The 22,889-nt window shown below is 74.2% G+C and carries 20 protein-coding genes and 2 tRNA genes; 9 read left to right on the top strand and 13 right to left on the bottom strand.

Features of this window, described 5'->3' with window-relative positions; genetic code table 11:
- Positions 1 to 11: 11 nt before the first annotated feature.
- Complete coding sequence (locus tag FB586_RS16840; RefSeq protein ID WP_136520490.1) at positions 12 to 1,016, bottom strand: DUF1648 domain-containing protein; 1,005 nt, start codon at positions 1,014 to 1,016, stop codon at positions 12 to 14.
- Positions 1,013 to 1,366 (bottom strand): GntR family transcriptional regulator, encoded by a 354-nt coding sequence (locus FB586_RS16835; RefSeq protein WP_136520489.1) that lies wholly within the window; start codon positions 1,364 to 1,366, stop codon positions 1,013 to 1,015. Before FB586_RS16835 ends, FB586_RS16840 begins: the two co-directional genes overlap by 4 nt.
- 161 nt (positions 1,367 to 1,527) lie before the next feature.
- Between FB586_RS16835 and FB586_RS16830 the strand changes: the two genes are divergently transcribed.
- The gene (locus FB586_RS16830; protein ID WP_246036872.1) at positions 1,528 to 3,333 is read left to right on the top strand and encodes a calcineurin-like phosphoesterase C-terminal domain-containing protein; all 1,806 of its coding nucleotides are present in this window, start codon (positions 1,528 to 1,530) and stop codon (positions 3,331 to 3,333) included.
- A 77-nt stretch (positions 3,334 to 3,410) separates the two neighbouring features.
- On the opposite strand, the gene epsC is transcribed toward FB586_RS16830, so the two are convergent.
- The 3 genes from epsC to FB586_RS16815 form a co-directional block, all read right to left on the bottom strand.
- On the bottom strand, positions 3,411 to 3,995 hold the full coding sequence (gene epsC, locus FB586_RS16825) for a serine O-acetyltransferase EpsC (protein WP_136520488.1): 585 nt from the start codon (positions 3,993 to 3,995) through the stop codon (positions 3,411 to 3,413).
- Positions 3,996 to 4,080: 85 nt separating this feature from the next.
- Positions 4,081 to 5,016, bottom strand: coding sequence for a cysteine synthase A (gene cysK / locus FB586_RS16820; RefSeq protein ID WP_136520487.1), 936 nt, complete (start codon positions 5,014 to 5,016; stop codon positions 4,081 to 4,083).
- Between the two features lie 417 nt (positions 5,017 to 5,433).
- On the bottom strand, positions 5,434 to 6,081 hold the full coding sequence (locus FB586_RS16815; protein ID WP_246036870.1) for an SGNH/GDSL hydrolase family protein: 648 nt from the start codon (positions 6,079 to 6,081) through the stop codon (positions 5,434 to 5,436).
- Between the two features lie 70 nt (positions 6,082 to 6,151).
- Here FB586_RS16815 and FB586_RS16810 point away from each other — a divergent pair, with 70 nt between their 5' ends.
- The gene (locus FB586_RS16810) at positions 6,152 to 7,558 is read left to right on the top strand and encodes a flavin monoamine oxidase family protein (RefSeq protein WP_136520485.1); all 1,407 of its coding nucleotides are present in this window, start codon (positions 6,152 to 6,154) and stop codon (positions 7,556 to 7,558) included.
- Here the strand turns inward: FB586_RS16810 and FB586_RS16805 are convergent.
- Positions 7,527 to 7,600: transfer RNA gene (locus FB586_RS16805), tRNA-Gly, on the bottom strand. The genes FB586_RS16810 and FB586_RS16805 overlap by 32 nt on opposite strands.
- 153 nt (positions 7,601 to 7,753) lie before the next feature.
- Here FB586_RS16805 and FB586_RS16800 point away from each other — a divergent pair.
- From FB586_RS16800 to FB586_RS16770, 7 genes are all read left to right on the top strand, one after another.
- Positions 7,754 to 7,827: transfer RNA gene (locus FB586_RS16800), tRNA-Pro, on the top strand.
- Between the two features lie 205 nt (positions 7,828 to 8,032).
- Positions 8,033 to 9,418, top strand: a complete 1,386-nt coding sequence (gene tig, locus FB586_RS16795; protein ID WP_136520484.1) for a trigger factor — start codon at positions 8,033 to 8,035, stop codon at positions 9,416 to 9,418.
- Between the two features lie 276 nt (positions 9,419 to 9,694).
- The gene (locus tag FB586_RS16790; protein WP_136520483.1) at positions 9,695 to 10,336 is read left to right on the top strand and encodes an ATP-dependent Clp protease proteolytic subunit; all 642 of its coding nucleotides are present in this window, start codon (positions 9,695 to 9,697) and stop codon (positions 10,334 to 10,336) included.
- A gap of 38 nt (positions 10,337 to 10,374) precedes the next feature.
- The gene (locus tag FB586_RS16785; protein ID WP_136520482.1) at positions 10,375 to 11,073 is read left to right on the top strand and encodes an ATP-dependent Clp protease proteolytic subunit; all 699 of its coding nucleotides are present in this window, start codon (positions 10,375 to 10,377) and stop codon (positions 11,071 to 11,073) included.
- Between the two features lie 243 nt (positions 11,074 to 11,316).
- Positions 11,317 to 12,594, top strand: a complete 1,278-nt coding sequence (gene clpX / locus FB586_RS16780; RefSeq protein WP_136520481.1) for an ATP-dependent Clp protease ATP-binding subunit ClpX — start codon at positions 11,317 to 11,319, stop codon at positions 12,592 to 12,594.
- Positions 12,591 to 12,947 carry a chorismate mutase gene (locus tag FB586_RS16775; protein ID WP_136520480.1) on the top strand — a complete coding sequence of 119 codons (357 nt, stop codon included), beginning with the start codon at positions 12,591 to 12,593 and terminating at the stop codon, positions 12,945 to 12,947. Before clpX ends, FB586_RS16775 begins: the two co-directional genes overlap by 4 nt.
- Positions 12,948 to 13,073: 126 nt before the next feature.
- Positions 13,074 to 14,267 (top strand): baeRF2 domain-containing protein, encoded by a 1,194-nt coding sequence (locus tag FB586_RS16770; protein WP_136520479.1) that lies wholly within the window; start codon positions 13,074 to 13,076, stop codon positions 14,265 to 14,267.
- A gap of 70 nt (positions 14,268 to 14,337) precedes the next feature.
- On the opposite strand, the gene FB586_RS16765 is transcribed toward FB586_RS16770, so the two are convergent.
- From FB586_RS16765 to FB586_RS16735, 7 genes are all read right to left on the bottom strand, one after another.
- Positions 14,338 to 16,146 carry an AMP-dependent synthetase/ligase gene (locus FB586_RS16765; RefSeq protein WP_136520478.1) on the bottom strand — a complete coding sequence of 603 codons (1,809 nt, stop codon included), beginning with the start codon at positions 16,144 to 16,146 and terminating at the stop codon, positions 14,338 to 14,340.
- 36 nt (positions 16,147 to 16,182) lie between these two features.
- The gene (locus FB586_RS16760; RefSeq protein ID WP_136520477.1) at positions 16,183 to 16,998 is read right to left on the bottom strand and encodes an amino acid ABC transporter ATP-binding protein; all 816 of its coding nucleotides are present in this window, start codon (positions 16,996 to 16,998) and stop codon (positions 16,183 to 16,185) included.
- On the bottom strand, positions 16,995 to 17,816 hold the full coding sequence (locus tag FB586_RS16755) for an amino acid ABC transporter permease (protein WP_136520476.1): 822 nt from the start codon (positions 17,814 to 17,816) through the stop codon (positions 16,995 to 16,997). The genes FB586_RS16760 and FB586_RS16755 overlap by 4 nt, the downstream gene beginning before the upstream one ends.
- The gene (locus FB586_RS16750; RefSeq protein WP_136520475.1) at positions 17,816 to 18,670 is read right to left on the bottom strand and encodes a basic amino acid ABC transporter substrate-binding protein; all 855 of its coding nucleotides are present in this window, start codon (positions 18,668 to 18,670) and stop codon (positions 17,816 to 17,818) included. Before FB586_RS16750 ends, FB586_RS16755 begins: the two co-directional genes overlap by 1 nt.
- 142 nt (positions 18,671 to 18,812) lie before the next feature.
- On the bottom strand, positions 18,813 to 21,473 hold the full coding sequence (valS, locus tag FB586_RS16745) for a valine--tRNA ligase (RefSeq protein ID WP_136520474.1): 2,661 nt from the start codon (positions 21,471 to 21,473) through the stop codon (positions 18,813 to 18,815).
- Positions 21,470 to 22,225, bottom strand: coding sequence for a DUF305 domain-containing protein (locus FB586_RS16740; RefSeq protein WP_246036868.1), 756 nt, complete (start codon positions 22,223 to 22,225; stop codon positions 21,470 to 21,472). Before FB586_RS16740 ends, valS begins: the two co-directional genes overlap by 4 nt.
- Complete coding sequence (locus tag FB586_RS16735) at positions 22,222 to 22,863, bottom strand: thioredoxin-like domain-containing protein (RefSeq protein ID WP_136520473.1); 642 nt, start codon at positions 22,861 to 22,863, stop codon at positions 22,222 to 22,224. Before FB586_RS16735 ends, FB586_RS16740 begins: the two co-directional genes overlap by 4 nt.
- Positions 22,864 to 22,889: the final 26 nt, after the last annotated feature.

Genomic DNA, 22,889 nt, shown 5'->3' with positions numbered 1-22,889 from the left:
GCGGCGACACGTTACCCGCGGGTAGCCCCGCGCGAGCGGTCCGCGAGCGTGTTGAGCAGGGCGGCGGCGGTGGCGGCGTCGTCCACGGTCACGACCATGGCGCGGCCGCCCGTGCGCCGGACCTCGAGGCCCTCGCCCCTGCGCAGGACCACGCCCACGCGCCCCTGCGCACCGACGCGGTAGCCCCAGCCGCCGAAGTCGGCGAACGGGTCGACCGTCACCGTGCGCGCCTCCTCGACCTCGTCGAGCGGCACCCGCAGCGTCGGCCAGCCGAGCGCGGACCGGGCCGTGAGCCCGGCGGCGTCGACCCGCACGCGGAACACCGACATGGCGCCCAGCAGGGCCGCGAGGACGACGACCAGCAGCCACAGCGCGGGCATCGGCATCGTGACCGCGAGGCCGGCGACGAGCAGCACGGCCGCGCCCCCGGCCACCAGCACGGTCGACCCCGACGCGGTCCGGGTCCACGCGGCCCGCTCGTGCTCGGCCAGCGGCACCCGGGGCGCGTCCGGGTCGACCGGGCGGTCCGCGGGGAGCGCGCGGTCGCCGGGGGTCGCCCACGCGGCGAGGGCTCCGGCGACGAGCCCGCCGACGAGCATCGCCGTGACCGCCGCGCCCACGTCCCCGACGTCCCGCGCGTCCGTCAGCCCGCGCTGCGCGTGCAGCACGCCCAGGACCAGCGCCGACAGCCCGACCGACAGCCCGGTCGCCATGCCGGCGCAGAGGCGGCGCACGGACGCCTGACGGCCGGCGACGACGGCCAGGACGAGCGCGCCCGCCGCGAGGACGAGCGCGACCGCGCCCGTGCCGAGGAGCAGGCGGGGCAGGGTGTCGAACCCGTCGACGCCCGAGGGGCCCCAGTGGATCGCGACGGGGTCGGGCAGGTCGGGCGCCCACGAGAGCGCGACGCCGGCGGCGGCGGCGACGACGACGAGCGGGACCACGCCGCACAGCAGGACGCTGCTGGCTCGGTGCGGCACGGGCCCGGCCGGGGCGGCGGGGTGCGGTGCGGTCATCGCAGGGCCTCCTTCACGAGGGTGGTGACGGTCTCCGGGGCGACGGCGAGCCGGCGCGCGACCTGCGCCAGCCGGGCGACGGCGTCGTGCAGCTCGGTGAGGTCGGCGCCGGCGCGGGCGGCCACGACGGCGCCGCGGCCCCGGTGCAGCTCGATGACGCCCTCGTCCCGCAGGTCCTGGTAGGCGTGCAGGACGGTGTGCAGGTTGACGTCGAGCGCCCCGGCGAGCTCGCGGGCGGACGGCAGGCGCTCGCCGGCGCGCAGCTCGCCCCGGGCGACGCCGGAGCGGACCTGCGCGGCGAGCTGGGCGTACAGCGGCTCGCCGGAGGCGGTGTCGATGCGGAAGAGCACGCCCCGAGTCTAGTAGTTACCTAACATCTATAACAAGTCCGTCGTGGCACGGGAACTTCACCCGGTCGTCGGTCGCCCTGCGGCCGGAAGTCATCCACGGCTGTGACCGTGGTCGTGGCCGGCCGCCCAGGCCCGGCCGCAACCGACAGGGGGAGAGAGCCGTGAGACCCACCGCACGCCGCACCGCCGTCACCTCGATCGCCGTCGCCGCGACGACGCTCTGCGTCTCGGGCCTCGTGCTCGCGCCGACCGCCCACGCCGAGGGGCGCCACGGCGACCGTCCGGGGCACTCGTGGGACCGGACCGCCTACCGCGGCGACGTCCACGTCGTCCCGGGCCCGGACGAGGACCAGGGCGTCGTCGACGGCACCGTCTTCGACGACCGCAACCGGAACTCCCGGCAGGACCGTGGCGAGCGCGGGGTGCCCGGCGTCGTGGTCTCGAACGGTCTCGAGGTCACGCGGACCGACCGGCACGGGCGGTACTCGCTGCCCGCGACGGACAACTTCACCGTCTTCGTCACGCAGCCCGCCGGGTACCAGGTGCCGGTCGACGACGACAACGTCGCCCGCTTCTTCTACCACCACCTGCCGGCCGGGTCGCCGCCGCTGCGCTACGGCGGTCTCGCGCCGACGGGCGAGCTGCCCGACCAGGTGAACTTCCCGCTCGTGCGCAGCGGCCTCACCGCGAGCCACGAGCAGCACTGCCTCATCGGCGGCGACATCCAGACGTACGACCGCACCGAGGTCGAGTACGCGCGCGCCGGCGCGTTCGCCGACCTCGCCGAGCGGACGGACTACACGGGCTGCGGCGCCCTGTTCGTCGGCGACGTCGTCGGCGACGACCTGTCGCTGTACCCGCACACGCGCGAGCTCGTCCGGATGATCAACGGCCCGGCGCGCTTCCTGCCGGGCAACCACGACCTGGACTTCGACGCCACCGACTCCGCGCACACCTTCGACACGTTCAAGGCCCACCTCGCGCCGGAGTACTACTCCTACGACGTGGGCAAGGTGCACGTCGTCGCGCTCAACACCGTCGAGTACCCGGTGCCGGGCGGCTACACGGGGGCGCTCGACGCCCGCCAGCTCGAGTGGCTCCGCAACGACATCGCCGCCGTGCCGCGCGACCGGCTGGTCGTCGTGGCGGCGCACATCCCGCTGCTCGACTTCGCCGACAGCGACAGCGCCAAGCACCAGGTCGCGCAGGTGCGCGAGGTCGTCGAGATCCTCGAGGGGCGCGAGGTGCTCTCGCTGGGCGGGCACACGCACAGCATCGAGAACCTCGAGAAGGGCGACAGCCTGGCCGGCTGGAAGAACCTCTTCGGGATCGACGCGCTGCCGTTCGACCACATCACGGTCGGCGCCATCTCCGGCGACTGGTACTCCGGCGCCGTGCAGCCGGAGGGGTACCCGACGGCGCTGCAGCGCGACGGCGGCAAGCCCGGTGTCCTCACGCTCGACATCCGGGGCCGGCACGTCCGCGAGCGGTTCACCGTGCGCGGGGGCGACGACGCCGAGCAGATGGCGCTCGGCCTCAACACCCCGCGCTACCGGGAGTGGTTCGCGGCCCACCGCGGCGCCGTCGGCTCCGCCCCCGAGCTCACGGACCCGCTGGTCGTCTCACGCGCCGACCTGCAGGGCACGACGTGGCTGACCACGAACTTCTGGATGGGCTCCACGGGCGCGAAGGTCGTCGCGCGGATCGACCGCGGGCGGCCCGTGAGCGCGGTGCGCACGCAGCCGATGCGCGGCGAGGGCCAGCTCGTCGGGGCGGAGTACTCCGACCCGGTCGCGGTCCAGCAGCAGCTCGTCCACGGCGGCTCGGTCGCGGACCGCACGAGCCACCTGTGGCGGCTCGAGCTCCCGAAGGACCTGGCCGCGGGTGAGCACACGGCGACGGTCACGGCGACCGACGCCCACGGCCGCCGGTACACCGACACGCTGACCTTCACCGTCAGCGGCTGACGGGACGGCAGCGGCCGTCGGCCCCGACCCGCGAGCAGCGTGGTCGGGGCCGGCGGCTCACCGCACCTCGCGGCAGGTCAGATGTAGATGGCGGGGTCGTCGACCTCCGCGTCGAACGGCGCCGCCGCCGGGCGCCGGCGCATCTGCGCGGGGACGCCGACCGCGATCGCGCCCGCCGGGACGTCGTGGATCACCACGGCGTTCGCCCCGATCTGCGCGCCGTCCCCGATCCACACCGGGCCCAGCACCTTCGCGCCGGCCCCGACGACCACCCCGTCGCCCAGGGTGGGGTGCCGCTTGCCGCGCTTCATGGTCTTGCCGCCGAGCGTCGACCCGTGGAAGAGGACGACGTCGTCCCCGACCTCCGCGGTCTCGCCCACGACCACGCCCATGCCGTGGTCGATGAACAGGCGTGCGCCGATCCGGGCACCCGGGTGGATCTCGACGCCGGTGGCGGCGCGGGCCAGCTGGGACAGCAGCCGTGCCGCCAGGCGCAGGGGGAGCACCTGCCACATCCGGTGGGCGAGCCGGTACACCCAGATGGCGTGCACGCCCGGGTAGCCCAGCGCGACCTCGAGCCGGGAACGCGCCGCGGGGTCGTGCGCGTGCGCGGCGTCGAGGTCGTCGCGCAGCACGCGCAGGAAGTCGGTGAGGTGTCGCATGGGTGCTCCGTCGCCGGTGGTGGGCTGCCGCGCGGGATGACGACGCCCGGCCGCCGTCGCGCAGGACGGCGGCCGGGCGCGGGTGTCAGTCGAGCAGGTCGGCGTAGAGCACCGACGTCAGGTAGCGCTCGCCGAACGACGGGATGATCGCGACGATCAGCTTCCCCGCGTTCTCGGGGCGCTTGGCCAGCTCGGTGGCGGCGTACAGGGCGGCCCCGGACGAGATGCCCACGAGCAGCCCCTCCTCGCGCGCCGCGCGCCGCGCCCACGCGACAGCCGTCTCGGCGTCGACGTCGACGATCTCGTCGTACACCGACGTGTCGAGGATCTCCGGCACGAAGTTGGCGCCGATGCCCTGGATCTTGTGCGGCCCGGGGGCGCCGCCGTTGAGGATCGGCGACTCGGCCGGCTCGACGCCGACGATCTGCACGCCCGGCTTGCGCTCCTTGAGCACCTGGCCGACGCCCGTGATCGTGCCGCCCGTGCCGATGCCGGCGACGAGGATGTCGACCTCGCCGTCGGTGTCGGCCCAGATCTCCTCCGCCGTCGTGCGGCGGTGCACCTCGGGGTTCGCCTCGTTCGCGAACTGGCGGGCGAGGATCGCGCCCGGACGCTCGGCGACGATCTCGTTGGCCCGGTTGACCGCGCCCTTCATGCCCTCGGAGCCCGGCGTCAGGATGAGCTCGGCACCGAACGCGCGCAGGAGCGCGCGGCGCTCCTTCGACATCGTCTCGGGCATCGTCAGCACGACGTCGTAGCCGCGGGCGGCCCCGACGAACGCGAGCGCGATGCCGGTGTTGCCCGACGTGGCCTCGACGATCGTGCCGCCGGGCTTCAGGTCGCCCGACTTCTCCGCCGCGTCGATGATCGCGACGCCGATCCGGTCCTTCACCGAGTTGGCCGGGTTGTAGAACTCGAGCTTGCCGACCACGGTCGCGCCGGCGCCCTCGGTGAGCTTGTTGATCCGGACCAGCGGGGTGTTGCCGACGAGCGCGGTCGCGTCCTCGTAGATGCGTGCCATGGTTCCTCTTCGGTCGGGGCCGCCCGCGGGCGGCGGTGGGGGACGGTGCGGGCTGCTGCGCCGCGGTGCGACGCGGTGGCGGGGTGCAGGCCGCGGGCCGGTCGGTCCCATCGTGGGGGAGAAGCCCGTGGGGCGCCGGGTGACGGCCTGCCGGGGCGAGCGCTGGCGCGCGGTGGTGCGGTGCGGTCACGCCCGGGGGCGCGTGCGCAGCCAGCGCTCTACCGACAGCGACAACAGGTGCGCGCCGCACGGGCGCGCACGACGAGGGCGGCAGCGGCGTGGTGCGCGCTCATCGCTCTCCTCGTCGGGTGCGGCGGGCAGCGCCCGCCGGTGTCCTCTCCGGCCGCACGGCCGGTCCCGGGCGACCGTAGCGGCGTCCGGGACGGTGCGCAAAGGTCGTCCGCGGAGCGTCGCCCGTCAGGGCGTCCCGGGGCCGACGCCGACCGCGCGCAGCCACGCCTCGGCGAGCAGGCCGTGGCCCGCCGGGGTCGGGTGCACGCCGTCGTACGCCCACCGCTCCGGGGACGTGCGCGCGGCGACGGCCGCGAGCAGGCCGTCGGCGGGCACCAGCACCGCGCGCAGCTCGGCCGCCAGGCGCCGGACGACGGCGATCCGCGGGTCCAGGTCCGCGCGCCACAGGTGCTGGCCGGGGGTCACCGGGACGACGAACGGCTCGACCAGCACGAGCCGGGCGTCCAGCCGCTCGCGCGCGGAGGTGAGCAGGGCGCGCAGGTGCTCCTCGTACTCCTCGGCCGTCGTGACCTCGCCCCGGTCGTAGCGGCGCCACGTGTCGTTGACGCCGATCAGCACGGAGACGACGGTCGGCTCGAGGGCCAGCGCGTCGACGTCCCACCGGTCACGCAGCATCGCGGCCGTGTCGCCGCCGACGCCGCGGTTGAGGAACGTGAGGTCCCACTCGGGACGCCGCGCCCCGGCCAGCGCGGCGACGATGCCCGCGTACCCGTGGCCCAGGCTCGCCGGGTCGGCGCGGTCGCGCCCCCAGTCGGTCACGGAGTCGCCGGTGAGGAGCACGCGGTCGCCGGGCCGCAGGAACGTCGTCGTCACGGGGCCACCCCACCACGTCCGGCGCCGCCGCGGGGCCGGATCCGGCGTCCGGCGGTGCCACACTCCTGGCATGACGCAGAGCGTCGGCGTCGACGTCGACGTCGTGGTGGTGGGGGCCGGGCTGTCCGGCCTCGCCGCGGCGCGCACACTGCAGCGGCACGGCCTGACGGTGCGGGTGCTCGAGGCGCTCGACCGGGTCGGCGGTCGCGTCCTGTCGGCCACGGTCGCCGGCGGCCACGCCGACCTGGGAGGCACGTTCGTGGGGCCGGACCACGAACGGGTCACCGCGCTCGCCGACGAGGTCGGCGTCCACCGCCGGCCGACCCACGAGGCCGGGGACAACCTCCTGCACCGGCGCGGGCGGGTGCGGCGCTACCGGGGGACGATCCCGCCGGTCGGCACGGTCGCGCTCCTCGACCTCGCCCGCACCCGCTCGGCGTTCGCGCGCGCGAGCCGCGGGATCCCCCTGGGACGCCCCGGCGACGCGCCGGGCGCCGAGGCCCTCGACGCCCGGACGCTCGGGGGCTGGCTCGCCGCCCTCCGGACCACGCGCGCCACCCGCGACCTCATGGCGGTCGTGACGCGGACGTCCTGGGGGTGCGAGCCCGCCGAGATCTCGCTGCTGCACGTCCTGCACTACGCCGCGCAGGCGGGCGGGCTCGACCGGATGCTCGACACGGCCGGCGGCGCCCAGGAGCAGCACTTCGTCGAGGGGGCGCAGGAGGTCGCCGTCCGCGTCGCGGCCGCGCTCGGGGCCGGTGCCGTCGAGCTCGGCGCACCCGTGCTGCGCGTCGACCACGGCGACGACGGGGTCGCGGTGCGGACCGACGCCGGCGTGAGCCGTGCCCGTCGCGCCGTGGTCGCGGTCCCGCCCGCGATGCGGCGCCGCATCCGGTTCGTCCCGGCGCTGCCCGCCGCGCACCGCCGGCTGGCGCAGCGGTGGTCGCCCGGCCTGCTGTCGAAGGCCTACGCCGTCTACGACGCCCCCTTCTGGCGCGACGCGGGCCTCAGCGGGATGACGGTGTCCGACGAGGGGCCCGTCGTGGTCACGTTCGACGTGAGCCCGCCCGACGCGTCCCGGGGGGTGCTGCTCGGCTTCGTCGGCGGCGACCACGCGCGCACGTGGGACGTGCTCGACGCGGCCGAGCGCCGCCGGCGGGTGCTCTCGTCCCTCGCCCGGCTGCTCGGCGGGCGTGCGCTCGACCCGCTCGGCTACGTCGACCAGCGCTGGGGCGAGGAGGACTGGATCGGCGGGGGACCGACGGCGGCACCCGGGCCCGGGGCGGTGGCGTGGTCGGGCGCGGGCCTCGCGGAGCCCGTCGGGCCGCTGCACTGGGCGGGCACCGAGACCGCGCACCGCCTCATGGGGTTCATGGACGGCGCGGTCTCGGCGGGCGAGCGGGCCGCGCACGAGGTGGTGCGCGCCCTCGCCGCGGCGGGGCGGGTGGAGCGGACGACGGGAATCGAACCCGCGTAGCCAGTTTGGAAGACTGGGGCTCTACCATTGAGCTACGTCCGCGCAGGTCCGGTGCGTGTCGTGCCCGCGAGGGGTCACGGCGGCCCGGACCGCGCACCCAGGGTAGCGGGTGCGCAGCGGGCGGACGCGCACGGGCCTCCCGCACCGACGCCGGGCGCGGCACGCGTCCCGCCGGCGCAGGGTCCGTGGTGGAGACGGGATGTGGCGCAGGTTGGTAGCGCGTCCGCTTTGGGAGCGGAAGGTCGTGGGTTCGAATCCCGCCATCCCGACGGGTCGGTGCGTCCACCGGTGCCCGGTCGTGCGTTGGGGCGGGTCGGTGCGGTGACGTAGCATCGAGGGTCGCGAGCGCGCCGGTGCCGGCTGCGGGGCCCCGCCCGCGGCACCAGCGCCCGAACCGCGCGCCTGACCGGCGCGAGACCGTGCCAGCCCGTCGGACCGCCGGCGCGTGGCCATGACCAGTGGGAGACCATCGAAGTGAAGAGCGCCGTCGAGAACCTGGAGCCGACCAAGGTCAGGCTGACCGTCGAGGTGACGTACGACGAGCTCAAGCCGAGCATCGACCACGCGTACCAGCACATCGCGGAGCAGGTGACGGTGCCGGGCTTCCGCAAGGGCAAGGTGCCGCCGCGCATCATCGACCAGCGCGTGGGTCGCCCCGCGGTGCTGGAGCACGCGATCAACGAGGGCCTGTCCGGCTTCTACGCCGAGGCCGTGCGCGAGAACGAGCTGCGCCCGATGGGCCAGCCGGACGTGCAGGTCACCAAGGTCCCCGGCCCGACGGCCGCGCCCGCCGGCGAGGAGGGCGAGCTGCACTTCACCGCCGAGGTCGAGGTGCGCCCGGAGATCACCGTGCCCGCCCTCGACGGCCTGTCGGTGACGGTGGACGACGTCGAGGTCACCGACGAGGACGTCCAGGGCCGCCTCGACGCGCTGCGCGAGCGCTTCGGCTCGCTCGTCGGCGTCGACCGCCCGGCGCAGGAGGGCGACTACGTCGTCCTCGACCTCACCGCGACGATCGGCGACGAGCAGGTCGACCAGGTGTCCGGCGTGAGCTACCAGATCGGCTCGGGCAACATGCTCGAGGGCCTCGACGAGGCGCTGACCGGCCTGTCGGCCGGCGAGTCGACGACGTTCGAGACGGCGCTGGCCGGCGGCGAGCGCGCGGGTGAGCAGGCGCAGGTGTCGGTCACGGCGACCGCCGTCAAGGAGCGTCAGCTGCCCGAGGCGGACGACGAGTTCGCGCAGCTCGCGAGCGAGTTCGACACGCTCGAGGAGCTCACGGCCGACCTGCGCGAGCAGGCCGCCCGGATCAAGGCGTCGAACCAGGCCGTGCAGGCGCGCGACCTGCTGCTCGAGCAGCTGCTCGAGGCCACCGAGGTCCCGGTGCCGTCGGGCGTCGTCGAGGCGGAGGTCCACCGCCACCTCGAGGGCGAGGGCCGTCTCGAGGACGACGTGCACCGTGCCGAGGTGACGGAGCAGGCGCAGACCGCGCTGCGCAACCAGATCCTGCTCGACACGCTCGCCGAGCAGCTCGAGGTCAAGGTCGCCCAGGGCGAGCTCATCGACTACCTGGTGAACGCGTCCCGCCAGTACGGCATGGACCCGAACACCTTCATCCGCACGCTGGACGAGCAGGGGCAGATCCCGGCCATGGTCGCCGAGGTCGCGCGCTCCAAGGCGCTCGCCGTCGCGCTGCGGCGCATCACCGTCACCGAGCAGTCGGGCGCGACGGTGGACCTGTCGGAGTTCATCGGCTCCGACGAGGACGACGCCGCGATCGAGCAGGCCGAGGCCGAGGCGGGCGCCGCCGAGGACGCGCAGGCCCAGCCCGTGGCGGACGAGGACCAGGCGAAGGCCTGACACCCGCTCCGCCGACGGCCCCGCGACGCACGCGCGTCGCGGGGCCGTCGCGCACCCGGTGGCGGCGACCGCCCGTCCCCGGTGTCCCTGCACGTCACCCGTCCGCGCCGCCGGTCCCGGACCGGGCCCGCGCCGCGGCTGCGCCCACAGCGAAACGGCGCGAGCGCGGGACGTGCCGGGGCGCACGCGGGCGTTAGGGTCGCTGCAACGCACGGCCGGTGAGGTGCACGAGCACCGCCGGCCCGCCGCACGACGCAGCCAGACGAAGGAGCCTTCGTGAACGAGCAGGTCCCGGCAATCGCCCGGGCGGAGTCCGCCGGACTCGGCCTCAACGACAGCATCTACAACCGTCTGCTCCGCGAGCGGATCATCTGGCTCGGGTCCGAGGTCCGCGACGAGAACGCCAACGCCATCTGCGCGCAGATGATGCTGCTGGCCGCGGAGGACCCGGACAAGGACATCTGGCTCTACATCAACTCGCCCGGTGGCTCGATCACGGCCGGCATGGCGATCTACGACACGATGCAGTACATCAAGCCGGACGTCGCGACGATCGCGATGGGCATGGCCGCCTCGATGGGGCAGTTCCTGCTCTCCTCGGGCGCCAAGGGCAAGCGCTACGCCACGCCGCACGCCCGCGTGATGATGCACCAGCCGTCCGGCGGCATCGGCGGCACGGCCACCGACGTGCGCATCAACGCGCAGCTCATCCTGCACATGAAGAAGGTGCTGGCCGAGCTGATCGCGGAGCAGACGGGCAAGAGCGTCGAGCAGATCAACGCCGACTCCGACCGTGACCGCTGGTTCACGGCGCCCGAGGCGCTGGAGTACGGCTTCATCGACCACGTGGTCAGCAGCGCCGGCTCCGTCACCGGTGGCGGCGGCACGGACCCCAACGGCAACGGGGCCTCGGCCTGACGGCCCGGCGAGCGACAGAACCAGCGAGGAGAAGCTTCGTGAGCATGGAGTCCCAGTTCATCGCCCGCGCCGGGCGCCTGGCCGGCGGTACCGCGCCGGCCTCCCCGAGCGGCCGGTACGTCCTGCCGCAGTTCGAGGAGCGCACGGCCTACGGCTTCAAGCGCCAGGACCCGTACACCAAGCTGTTCGAGGACCGCATCATCTTCCTCGGCGTGCAGGTGGACGACGCCTCGGCGGACGACGTGATGGCGCAGCTGCTGGTGCTGGAGTCGACCGACCCGGACCGCGACATCACGCTGTACATCAACTCGCCCGGCGGCTCGTTCACGGCCCTGACGGCGATCTACGACACGATGCAGTACATCAAGCCGCAGATCCAGACCGTCTGCCTCGGGCAGGCGGCGTCGGCCGCGGCCGTGCTGCTCGCAGCGGGCTCGCCCGGCAAGCGCCTGGCGCTGCCGAACGCGCGCGTGCTGATCCACCAGCCCGCGATGGAGGGTGGCGGCTACGCGCAGGCGTCCGACATCGAGATCCACGCGAACGAGCTCATCCGCATCCGTGAGTGGCTCGAGCAGGCGCTCTCGCACCACACGGGCCGCACGGTGGAGCAGGTCCAGCAGGACATCGAGCGCGACAAGATCCTCACCGCCGCGCAGGCGAAGGACTACGGGATCGTCGACCAGGTGCTCGAGAGCCGCAAGGGCGTGCACCCGACCGTGGTGCAGCCCGCCGACTGAGGGCCGTGGCCCGGCCGCGACGCACCGTCGTCGCGGCCGGGCCGCACCCGCACCGGCTGCGCCGTCCCGGTACGGCGCGGCACGGTCGGCGTGTCCCCGAGGGACACGCCGCGACTTGCCCGACCCGTTCGGCTGACACGACGCCCCCCGTGGTGTGCAATGGGGGAACGTGACTCCCGGGGCGGGTGCGCACGAGCAACGGCTCCCGCCGCGCGGCGGGGCCACACGAGGAAGGGGACGCACGTGGCGAGGATCGGGGACGGGGCGGACCTCCTCAAGTGCTCCTTCTGCGGCAAGTCCCAGAAGCAGGTCAAGAAGCTCATCGCGGGCCCCGGGGTTTACATCTGCGACGAGTGCATCGAGCTGTGCAACGAGATCATCGAGGAGGAGCTCGCCGAGGCCACCGAGGTCGGCATGGTCGAGCTGCCGAAGCCGAAGGAGATCTTCGAGTTCCTCGAGCAGTACATCGTCGGGCAGGAGCCGGCCAAGCGGTCGCTCGCCGTGGCGGTGTACAACCACTACAAGCGGATCCAGGCCGGCGAGGGCGCCCGCGTCGCCGGCGAGGAGCACGTCGAGATCGCCAAGTCGAACATCCTGCTGATCGGCCCCACGGGCTGCGGCAAGACGTACCTGGCGCAGACGCTCGCCAAGATGCTGAACGTCCCGTTCGCGATCGCGGACGCCACGGCCCTCACCGAGGCGGGCTACGTCGGCGAGGACGTCGAGAACATCCTCCTCAAGCTCATCCAGGCCGCCGACTACGACGTCAAGAAGGCCGAGACGGGCATCATCTACATCGACGAGATCGACAAGATCGCCCGCAAGAGCGAGAACCCGTCGATCACGCGCGACGTGTCCGGCGAGGGCGTGCAGCAGGCGCTGCTGAAGATCCTCGAGGGCACCACGGCCTCGGTGCCGCCGCAGGGCGGGCGCAAGCACCCGCACCAGGAGTTCATCCAGATCGACACGACGAACGTGCTGTTCATCGTCGCCGGGGCCTTCGCGGGCCTGGACGAGATCATCACGTCGCGCGCGGGCCGGCGCGGCATCGGCTTCGGCGCCCCGCTCCACACCGCCGACGACAAGGACGTCTACGGCGACGTCATGCCCGAGGACCTGCTGAAGTTCGGGCTGATCCCCGAGTTCATCGGGCGCGTCCCGGTCATCACGACCGTGTCGCCCCTCGACCGCACCGCGCTGGTGCGGATCCTCACCGAGCCGCGCAACGCGCTCATCAAGCAGTACCAGCGCATGTTCGCGATCGACGGGGTCGAGCTCGAGTTCGACGAGGACGCGGTCGCCGCGATCGCCGACCAGGCGCTGCTGCGCGGCACCGGTGCGCGCGGCCTGCGGGCCATCATGGAGGAGGTCCTCCAGCAGGTCATGTTCGAGGTCCCGTCGCGCGACGACGTGGCGCGGGTCGTCATCACGCGCGACGTCGTCCTGGACAACGTGAACCCCACGCTCGTGCCGCGCGAGGTCGGCCGGGACAAGCGCACGCCCCGCGAGAAGAGCGCGTGAGCGACCTGCCCGGCCCGGTCCCGCCCGAGCTCGCCCGGCTGCGGAGCAGCATCGACAACATCGACGCCGCTCTCGTGCACCTGCTGGCCGAGCGCTTCAAGGCCACCCAGCAGGTCGGGGTCCTCAAGGCCCGGCTCGACCTGCCGCCGTCCGACCCGGGCCGCGAGGTGGCGCAGGTCGCGCGCCTGCGCGCGCTCGCGCAGGAGGCCGACCTCGACCCGGTGTTCGCGGAGAAGTTCCTCGCGTTCATCGTCGAGGAGGTCATCCGGCACCACGAGGCCATCGCGCTCGACCACGCCAACGGCACCAGCACGCAGGAGACCGCGCAGGACGCGAGCGTCGGGCACGCCTGACGCGGGTGCGGGCCGCGCGGTGGCGGGTCCGCACGTCCTGGCGGATGGTGGAGGGGTCCGACCCGTCGGGGCGGCGGGCAACCGACGCCCCGGCGGATCTGTCGCCGACGCGAGGAGACCTGCCTGATGGACCTGCACTGGCTCAAGCCGCTGCTCGGGCGCCCGGCGCCCTTCACGACCGTGTACCTGGACTCGACGCGTGACGACGCGACGGGCGCCGCGGACGTGCAGACCCGCTGGAAGGCCCTGCGGCGCCAGCTCGAGCGCGACGGCTCGCCCGAGCCGGTCCTCGACGCCATCGACGAGCTCGTGGCGCGGCCGACGCACGTGCCGGGTCCGCACGGCCGCGTGCTGGTGGCCGACGCGCAGGAGGTCCTCGTCGACCGGGTCCTCACCGAGCCGCCGGCGCAGTCGACGGCGGCGTGCGGGCCGGCGCCGCTGCTGCTGCCCGCGGCGCGCGCGGCGGACGAGTCGACGCCCTTCCTGCTCGTCGAGGTGAACCGCCAGGGCGCGGACCTCACCTGGACGGACGGCTCCGGCCTCCTGCCCACGGACACCGAGACCGTCGAGGGCGACCACGACGAGATGCACAAGGTGCAGGGCGGCGGCTGGGCGCACCGGCGCTGGCAGCAGCGTGTCCAGGACTCCTGGGAGCGCAACGTCGACACCGTCGCGGCGGACCTCGACCGGCAGGTCACCGAGCGCAAGCCGGAGCTGGTCATCCTGACCGGGGACGTCCGGGCGGTCGCGCTGCTCAAGGACGCCGTCGGCCAGGAGGTCCGGGAGGTGCTCGTCGAGGTGCCGGGGGGCTCGCGGGCCGAGGGCGTGAACGAGGCGGCCTTCCAGGAGCGGATCGACGCGGTCCTCGCCGAGCACCGGGTGCGGCGGCGCGAGCAGGCGCTGGACCGCTTCCGCCAGGAGCAGGGCCGGGGCGACGAGGCGGTCACGTCGTTGGCCGACGTCGTGGCGGTGCTGCAGCGGGGCCAGGTGTCCGAGCTCGTCCTCGGCGAGCCCGGGGCCGGCGCGCCGTCCCCGCTGTCCGACCGGCAGCTGTGGGTCGGCAACGGGCCGCTCGAGCTCGCCCTGACGAAGGACGACCTCGCGGCGATCGGCACGACCGAGAACGTGCGCCAGATGCCGGCGGACGTGGCGCTGGTGCGGGCCGCGGTGGGTCAGGACGCGGGCCTGACCTTTGCGGACGAGGGTGCGGTGGACCTCGTCGACGGCGTGGGGGCGCTCCTGCGCTGGCGCGACGAGTCGACGCCGCGGGAGTCGGTGCTGAGCCAGTCGGCCGACACGCACCGCGTGCACAACGTCTGAGGACCCGCACGCCGCACGACGACGGCGCCGACCGGCCGGGGTCGGCGCCGTCGTCGTGCTCGGGTCCGGCTCAGTGCCGGGTATCGACGTAGAGCTCCTCGACCTCCGGGGCGAAGTCCGCGAGGACCTTCGCGCGCTTGACCTTGAGCGACGGGGTCAGGTACCCGTTCGCCTCGGTGAAGTCGGTCGTCAGGACGCGCACCTTGCGGATCGACTCCGCCCGCGAGACCGCCTCGTTGGCGCGGGCGACGGCCCGGTCGAGGGCCTCGAGCACCTGCGGGTGCGTGGACGCCGCGACGACGTCCAGGGCGGGCAGCCCGTGCGTGCGCAGCCACCCCGGCAGCATCTCGGCGTCGAGGGTGAGGAGCGCGCCGATGAACGGGCGCTGGTCGCCGACGACGACGACCTGGCTGACGAGCGGGTGGCCGCGCAGCCGGTCCTCGAGCACCGCGGGGGCCACGTTCTTGCCGCCCGCGGTCACGATGATCTCCTTGCTGCGGCCGGTGATGCGCAGGTACCCGTCGTCGTCGAGCGTGCCGAGGTCGCCCGTGGCGAACCAGCCGTCGACGAGCACCTCGGCCGTCGCCTCGGGCTGGTGCCGGTACCCGCGGAACACGTGCGGCCCCTTCACCCAGATCGCGCCGTCGTCGTCGACGCGCAGCGACGTGCCGGGGAACGCCGGGCCGACCGTGCCGACCTTCGTCAGGCCGGGGCGGTTGACCGCCGTGGGTGCGGTCGTCTCCGTCAGGCCGTAGCCCTCGAGCACGCGCACCCCGATCCCGCGGTAGAAGTGGCCCAGCCGCTCGCCGAGCGGTGCGCCGCCCGAGACGGCCCACTCGGCACGACCGCCCAGCGCCGCGCGCAGGCGGGCGTGCACGAGGCGTCCGGCGAGCCGGTGCTGCGCCGTCAGGGCCGCGCTCGGGCCGGACGGGGTGTCCAGCGCCCGGGAGTACGCGATGGCGACCTTCGCCGCCCACCGGAACAGGCGCAGCCGCGCGCCGGTGCCCGCCTTCTGCTCGGCGGAGTTGTAGACCTTCTCGAACACGCGCGGGACGGCCAGGACGAACGTCGGCTGGAACGACGCGAGGTCCGGCAGGAGGTTGCGCGTGTCGGGCGTGTGGCCGAGCACGGCCCCGGACGGGACGCACAGCACCTCGATGAAGCGCGCGAACACGTGCGCGAGCGGCATGAACAGCAGGGTGCGTGAGCCGGGCCGCGCGCAGACCTCGCCGAGGCCCTCGACGCCGTTGCGGGCCAGCTCGACGAAGTTGCCGTGTGTCAGCTCCACGCCCTTGGGCCGTCCCGTGGTGCCGGACGTGTAGATGACCGTCGCCAGGTCGTCGGCGCGGGTGCGGCGCCAGCGGGCGGTCACGTCCTCGTCCGGCACGTCCCGGCCGCGCTGCACGAGCGTCGTGACGGCGCCCTCGTCGAGCACGAGGACCTCCGTCAGGCCGGGCAGGTCGTCGCGCACCTGGGCGACGACGGCCGCGTGGGCGACGGTCTCGACGACGGCGAGCCGCACGCCGGAGTCCGAGGCGATCCAGCGCACCTGCTCCGCCGAGGACGTCTCGTAGACGGGCACGCCGACCCCGCCGGCCGCCCAGATCGCGAAGTCGAGCAGCGTCCACTCGTACCGCGTCCGGGACATGATGGCCACGCGGTCGCCGGGCTCGACCCCTGACGCCAGGAGCCCCTTGGCGACGGCCGTCACCTCGGCGACGAACGCCTCGACCGTCACCGCCTGCCAGGTGCCGCCCAGCGCGGTCTGCCGCTCGGCGAAGGTGCCGCGCGGGTCCCGGGCGAGCCGGTCGGCGAGCATCGACGGGATCGACGCGGCCGGGTCGGCGGGGACGAGGGCGGGGGAGTGGGTCTCGCGCATGGGTGGCTCCGGGACGACGACGGGGTCGTCCCGACCCTAGCCCTGCGCGGGGGCGCCGGACGCGCGCGCGGTGTCGTGCCGGTGGGTGGGGTCGAGCACGCGCTGCAGGAACGTCCGGGTGCGCTCCTCGCGGGGCGCGCCGATCACCTGGCTCGCCGCGCCGTCCTCGACTACCTGGCCGTCGTCCATGAAGACGACGCGGTCGCCGACCTCGCGCGCGAACGCCATCTCGTGCGTGACGACGATCATCGTCATGCCGGCGTCCGCCAGGTCGCGCATGACGCCGAGGACGTCCCCGACGAGCTCGGGGTCCAGCGCGGACGTCGGCTCGTCGAACAGCATGAGCTGGGGATCCATCGACAGGGCGCGCGCGATCGCGACGCGCTGCTGCTGGCCGCCCGACAGCTGCGCGGGCATGGCGCGCGCTCGGTCCGCGAGGCCGACGCGCTCGAGGTTCGCGAGCGCGACCCGCTCGGCCTCCGCGCGGCTGCGCCGCAGCACGGTCCGCTGCGCCATCGTGCAGTTGTCGAGCACGGTGCGGTGGCTGAACAGGTTGAACTGCTGGAACACCATGCCGACGTGCGTGCGGACCCGGTCGATGTCGACGTCGGGGTCGGTGACCTCGGCGCCGAGCAGCTCGACCGTCCCCGACGTGGGCTGCTCGAGCAGGTTGACGCAGCGCAGCAGCGTCGACTTGCCGGACCCCGACGGGCCGATGACGCACACGACCTCGCCCGCGTGGACCTGGACGTCGATGCCCTTGAGCACCTCGCGCTCCCCGAAGGACTTGCGCAGGTCGCGGATGGTGACGACCGGCCGGGTGCTGCCGGCGCTCGTGCTGTCGGCGCTCATGCGCGGCCTCCGGTGCGCCGCTCGAGCCGGCGTGCGACCAGGCCGAGCGGGATGGTGATGACGAGGTAGCAGGCGCCGATGACGAACAGGCCCGTGAGACCGCCGGACGCGGTCGACAGCGCGTCGCGGCCGACCTTGGTCAGCTCGAAGAACGCGGGCGTCTGGCCGATGATGAACAGCAGCGAGGTGTCCTTGGTGAGGAGCAGGACCTCGTTCGTCAGGGGCGGCAGGACGGTGCGGAACGCCTGCGGCAGCACGACCTGCACCATGGTGCGGGTGTGCGACATGCCGAGGGAGCGGGCGGCCTCCACCTGCCCCTTCGGGACGGCCTCGATGCCGGCGCGCACGGTCTCCGAGATGTACGCGGCCGACACCGACCCGAGCGCGATCGCGGCGATGGCGACGATCGACGTGAAGGAGACGCCGAACGCGATCGGGACCGCGTAGGCGACGGCGATGACGACGAGCAGCGCCGGGATGCCCCGGAAGAACTCGACGTAGGTCGTCGCGATCCAGCGGTAGGGCGCGACCGACGACAGCCGCATGAGGGCGAGCAGCGTGCCCAGGCTGAGGCCGACGGCGAACGCGGCGAGGGTGTACCGGACCGTGTTGTAGAACGCGCGCGGCAGCCGGTCGAGGATCTCGCCCGCTGCGGCGGGGTTGAAGATCGTCTGGCCGACCGCGCTCCAGTCCGCCGTCGTGAGGAGCACGGCCAGCACGGCCAGCAGCACGACGTACTGCACGCCCCGGGAGAGGCGCGCCCGCCGGCGCGGGCTCATGCGAGCCCGGCCGGCGGGGGCGGAGAGGTCGACGGACATCAGTCGGTGGGCTCGGCCGACTCGGTGGGCTCGGCCGACTCCGTCGGTGCCGCGGACTCGCCGGCACCACCCGTGCCGAAGTACTCCGCGACGAGCGCGTCGTACGTGCCGTCCTCGGTGATGCGGGCCAGCGTCTCGTTCGCGGCCTCGAGCAGCGCGGTGTTGCCCTTGCGCACGCCGAACCCGTACTGCTCGCCCGTCTTGATGACGAACGCGACGGTGAGCTCGTCGCTCTCGAACGGCTCGAGCACGGTGACGTCGTTGACGACGGCGTCGACCTGGCCGTTGCGCAGGGACTGGATCTGCAGCCCGAGGTCCTCGAACTCCGTGCCGGTCAGGCCCTTCTCGGTGACCCACTCGGCACCGGTCGTCGCCTGCTGCACACCGATCGTCAGGCCCTCGAGGTCGTCCTCGTCCTCGACCGTCGTGCCGGACGCGACGAGCACGCCCTGGTCGGCGTCGAAGTACGGGTCGGTGAAGTCGATGTTCTGCTTGCGGCCCTCGGTGATCGTGATGGCGGAGGCCACCATGTCGCACTGGTTCGCGTTGAGCGCGGCGCCCGACTCGATGGCGTCGAAGCCGGTGTTGAGCGGCCGCACCTCGACGCCGAGGTCCCGGGCGATCTCGCCCGTGAGCGCGATGTCGAGGCCGACGATCTCGCCGTCCTGCTCGAACTCGAACGGCTCGTACGGCGGGTTCGTGCAGACCGTCAGCGCGCCGGGGGAGACGAGCTCGACGCCCGAGGCGTCGGTCGAGGCGCCGGTCGGGTCGTCCGAGCCGGCGCCGCCGGAGCAGGCGCCGAGCGCGAGGACCGCGCCCGCGACGAGGGCGGTGGTGGGGAGCAGGTGACGCATGGGGTTCCTTCCGTGCTGGAGCGCGGATGAGTATACGGCGCCCAGCATGGCTATGCGGAGTCGGTCGGACGTGGGACCAGCGTCCCACCGCCGGGGTGCGGTGCCCACCGGGGCGGCCGCGCACGGCCGCCCCGGTGCGGGGTCAGGAGCGCGCGACCGCCTCGCCGAGGCGCGCGTCGCGCGCGACCACGGCCTCGTCCTGGCCGTCGACGAGCTCGAGGGTGCCCGTCGCGCGACCGGCCGCCCGCACGTCCTCGAGGGAGACCTCGACGGCGGCGCGCAGCGCCGACGGGACCGCGAGCACCGCGTGCTCGATGGGCGTGCGCATCGACACCTTGGCCTCGGACTTCACCTTGCGCAGGGCGGCGAGCGCCGAGCCGGCCGCGGCGACCACGCCGGGGTCCGCGTCGCCCGCGGCGGCGCGCAGCGGCTCGGCCGCGGGCCACGGCGCGCGGTGCACCGAGCCCTCGCGCCACCACGACCAGACCTCCTCGGTCGCGAACGGCAGCACGGGTGCGAACAGGCGCAGCAGCGTGTCGAGCGCGATGCCGAGCGCGGCGCGCGCCGACGCGGTCCCCGCCGGCACGTCGCCGGCGGCGGCACCCGCGCCGTAGGCGCGGTCCTTCACGAGCTCGAGGTAGTCGTCGCAGAACGTCCAGAAGAACGTCTCGGTCGTCTCGAGCGCGCGGGTGTGGTCGTAGGACTCCAGGGCCGCCGTGGCGGTCTCGACGACCTGGGCGAGACCCGCGAGCATCGCGCGGTCCAGCGTCTCGGTGACGACCGCGGGGTCGGTGAGGACCGGCTCCGACGGGTCGCCGAACGACAGCACGAACTTGCTGGCGTTGAGCACCTTGATCGCCAGGCGGCGGCCGATCTTCATCTGGCCGACCTCGAACGCCGCGTCCGTGCCCAGGCGCGCGGAGGCGGCCCAGTAGCGGACCGCGTCGGACCCGTGCTCCTCGAGCAGACCCAGGGGCGTGACCACGTTGCCCTTGGACTTGCTCATCTTCTTGCGGTCGGGGTCGAGGATCCACCCGCTGATCGCGGCGTCGGTCCACGGCAGCGAGCCGTTCTCGAGGTGCGCGCGCACGACCGACGAGAACAGCCAGGTGCGGATGATGTCCTGCCCCTGCGGGCGCAGGTCCATCGGGAAGGTCCGCGCGAACAGGTCGGGGTCGTCGAGCCAGCCGCACACGATCTGCGGCGACAGCGAGCTCGTCGCCCACGTGTCCATGACGTCGGGGTCGGCGACGAAGCCGCCCGGGACGCCGCGCTGCTCCGCCGTGTAGCCCGGGGGGACGTCGCTCGTCGGGTCGACCGGCAGCGCGGCCTCGTCGGGCGTGATCGGCGCGTCGTACTGCGGCTCGCCGTTCTCGTCGAGGGGGTACCAGACCGGGAACGGCACGCCGAAGAAGCGCTGGCGCGAGACGAGCCAGTCGCCGTTGAGCCCGCCGACCCAGTTCTCGTACCGGACGCGCATGAAGTCGGGGTGGAAGCCGAGCTCGGCCCCGCGGGCGAGCAGCGCCTCGCGCAGGTCCTCGTCGCGCCCGCCGTTGCGGAGGTACCACTGGCGGCTCGTGACGATCTCGAGGGGCTTGTCGCCCTTCTCGTAGAAGTTCGCCTTGCGCTGCGTCGCGACCGGCTCGCCCAGCAGGTCGCCGGACTCGCGCAGCGCGGCCACGAGCGCCTCGCGCGCCGAGAACGTCGTCTTCCCCGCGATCTCGCCGTACAGCGCGCGGCCGTCCTCCGACGCGATCCACTCCGGGGTGTCGCGCAGCAGACGGCCGTCGCGGCCGACGACCGACCGGGTCGGCAGGCGCAGCTCGCGCCACCACTGCACGTCCGTCAGGTCGCCGAAGGTGCAGCACATCGCGATGCCGGCGCCCTTGTCCGGCTCGGCGGCCGGGTGCGCGAGCACGGGCAGCTCGACGCCGAACAGCGGGCTCGTCACGGTCGTGCCGAACAGGTGCTGGTACCGCTCGTCGTCGGGGTGCGCGATGAGCGCCACGCACGCGGGCAGCAGCTCGGGGCGCGTCGTCTCGATGACGACCTGCTCGCCGTCCGGGCGGTGGAACGCGACCTTGTGGAACGCGCCCGGGTAGTCGCGCGCCTCGAGCTCGGCCTGTGCGACCGCGGTCTGGAACGTCACGTCCCACAGCCCCGGCGCCTCGGCCTGGTAGGCCTCGCCGCGCTCGAGGTTGCGCAGGAACGCGCGCTGCGAGACCGCGCGGGCCTTGCCGCCGATGGTCTGGTAGGTCAGCGACCAGTCGACCGACAGGCCCAGGCGGCGCCACAGCGCCTCGAACTGCTGCTCGTCGTCGGCCGTCAGGCGCTCGCACAGCTCGATGAAGTTGCGGCGCGAGACGGGCACCTGGTCGGCCGGCTTCACGGCCTTGCCGTCGGTGCCCTCGTGCGGCGGCGTGAAGTCGGGGTCGTAGGGGAGCGACGGGTCGCAGCGCACGCCGTAGTAGTTCTGCACGCGGCGCTCGGTGGGCAGGCCGTTGTCGTCCCAGCCCATCGGGTAGAAGACCTCGAACCCGCGCATGCGGCGGTAGCGCGCGACGACGTCGGTGTGCGTGTACGAGAACACGTGGCCGACGTGCAGCGAGCCCGACACGGTGGGGGGCGGGGTGTCGATCGAGTAGACCTGCGCACGCTCCTTCGAGCGGTCGAAGGCGTACGCGCCGGCGGCGGTCCAGGCGCCGTCCCAGCGCTCCTCGAGGCCGTCGACCGTGACCTTGTCCGGTACCTGGCGGGCGGGGGCGCTCGTCGGGGCGTCGGGACGTGAGGTCAGGTCGGTCATGAGCACACATCCTCCCAGATCCCGGCGGGGGCGCGGCACCTCGACAGACCGGGCGGGCGCCCGCCCCGCGCGTCCAGCAGGTCGCGCAGGACGTCGACCTCGCGGGACTGCGCCGTGACGATCGCGCGCGCGAGCCGGCGCACCTCGGGGTGCCCGGCGCGCTCGGCGGCCTCCTGGGCCATCGCGACGCCGCCGACGTGGTGGTCGATCATCAGCGCGAGGTAGACGCGCTCGGCCTCGACGCCGTCCGCGGCCTCCAGCAGCGCCAGCCGCTCCGGCGTCACCCACCCCGGCATCGCGGCGAGCCCGGAGGCGCCCGGGGTCGACGCCGCGTGCGCGTGGTCGTCCGTCATCCACGCCATCGCGGGGCGCGACCCCGCGACCGGCAGGTCCCACAGCCGCAGCCATGCCACGAACTGCCCGATCTGCTGCTGCTGCGCGGTGAGCACGTCGAGCGCGATCGCACGCAGCGCCGGGTCCTGCCCGCGGTCGCGCAGCAGGACGGACAGCTGCACGGCCTGCGCGTGGTGCGCCTGCATGTCCCGGGCGAAGCCGGCGTCGACCGACGCGTCGGTGGGGACGGCCCGGTCCGGCCGCGCGACGAGCGCCGCGCCGAGGGCCGTCCCGGCGACGAGGGCGAGCGCGACGGCGAGCGCCACGACCGCCCGCGCGGAGCCGTCGAGCGCCCGCCAGGCGCGGGCGAGCGCCGAGCCGTCCGCGGAGGACGGCCCGGCGGGCGCGCGCACCGTCACGCGGGCTGCCCGATCCCGTTGCTGCAGAGCGCACCGGCCTCCGGCAGCTCGGGGTTGAGCAGGTACTTGCGCACGAAGACGTCGATGCGGTCGTCGTCCGCCGCCGCCAGCTGCAGCTGGCGACCCCAGGCGGTGGCGACGACGGGGGAGGGCAGGCCCTCGTACGGGCTCACGAGGACGTAGGACTGGTCCGCGGCGTGCTGCTCGAGCAGGGCGACCTGGTCCGTGGGCAGGTCGGGGTCGTAGGTCAGCCAGACCGCGCCGTGCTCCAGGGAGTGCACCGCGTGCTCGTCGACGACGGGCGCGTCGTAGACGCCGCAGTTCTGCCAGACCGCGTTGTGCGCCCCGCCCGCGGGCGGGTTCTGGGCGTAGTCGACGCTGCCCTCGACGTGGTCGAACACCAGGCCGTCGAACGACTCCACGCCCTCGATGTCCGCGGCCGCCTGCGCCTCGAGGGCGGACGTGCGGCGCGCCTCCCCGACGAGCACGACCGTCGCCGTGGCGACGAGGCCGAGCACCAGCGTGCCGGCCACGCCGGCCACGACGAGCATCCGGCGCCGTTCCGCGCGTGCCTGCTCCTTGCGCAGGCGCGCCACCGTCGCGGCGCGCTCGTCCTTCGTGCGGGGCCTCGTGCTCATGTCCGTCCCGTCGTCGAGCGCGGCAC

Origin of the sequence: Cellulomonas telluris, from assembly GCF_004886325.1 — a bacterium.
Classification (GTDB): domain Bacteria; phylum Actinomycetota; class Actinomycetes; order Actinomycetales; family Cellulomonadaceae; genus Cellulomonas; species Cellulomonas telluris.
This window is presented reverse-complemented; position numbering and strand designations above follow the sequence as displayed.

What these genes read in the sequence shown, in the direction of transcription:
- FB586_RS16840 (WP_136520490.1), bottom strand. Translation starts at nt 1,016, where the DNA reads ATGACCGCACCGCACCCCGCCGCCCCGGCCGGGCCCGTGCCGCACCGA.
- epsC (WP_136520488.1), bottom strand. Translation starts at nt 3,995, where the DNA reads ATGCGACACCTCACCGACTTCCTGCGCGTGCTGCGCGACGACCTCGAC.
- cysK (WP_136520487.1), bottom strand. Translation starts at nt 5,016, where the DNA reads ATGGCACGCATCTACGAGGACGCGACCGCGCTCGTCGGCAACACCCCG.
- FB586_RS16810 (WP_136520485.1), top strand. Translation starts at nt 6,152, where the DNA reads ATGACGCAGAGCGTCGGCGTCGACGTCGACGTCGTGGTGGTGGGGGCC.
- FB586_RS16770 (WP_136520479.1), top strand. Translation starts at nt 13,074, where the DNA reads ATGGACCTGCACTGGCTCAAGCCGCTGCTCGGGCGCCCGGCGCCCTTC.
- FB586_RS16765 (WP_136520478.1), bottom strand. Translation starts at nt 16,146, where the DNA reads ATGCGCGAGACCCACTCCCCCGCCCTCGTCCCCGCCGACCCGGCCGCG.
- FB586_RS16760 (WP_136520477.1), bottom strand. Translation starts at nt 16,998, where the DNA reads ATGAGCGCCGACAGCACGAGCGCCGGCAGCACCCGGCCGGTCGTCACC.
- FB586_RS16755 (WP_136520476.1), bottom strand. Translation starts at nt 17,816, where the DNA reads ATGTCCGTCGACCTCTCCGCCCCCGCCGGCCGGGCTCGCATGAGCCCG.
- FB586_RS16750 (WP_136520475.1), bottom strand. Translation starts at nt 18,670, where the DNA reads ATGCGTCACCTGCTCCCCACCACCGCCCTCGTCGCGGGCGCGGTCCTC.
- valS (WP_136520474.1), bottom strand. Translation starts at nt 21,473, where the DNA reads ATGACCGACCTGACCTCACGTCCCGACGCCCCGACGAGCGCCCCCGCC.
- FB586_RS16735 (WP_136520473.1), bottom strand. Translation starts at nt 22,863, where the DNA reads ATGAGCACGAGGCCCCGCACGAAGGACGAGCGCGCCGCGACGGTGGCG.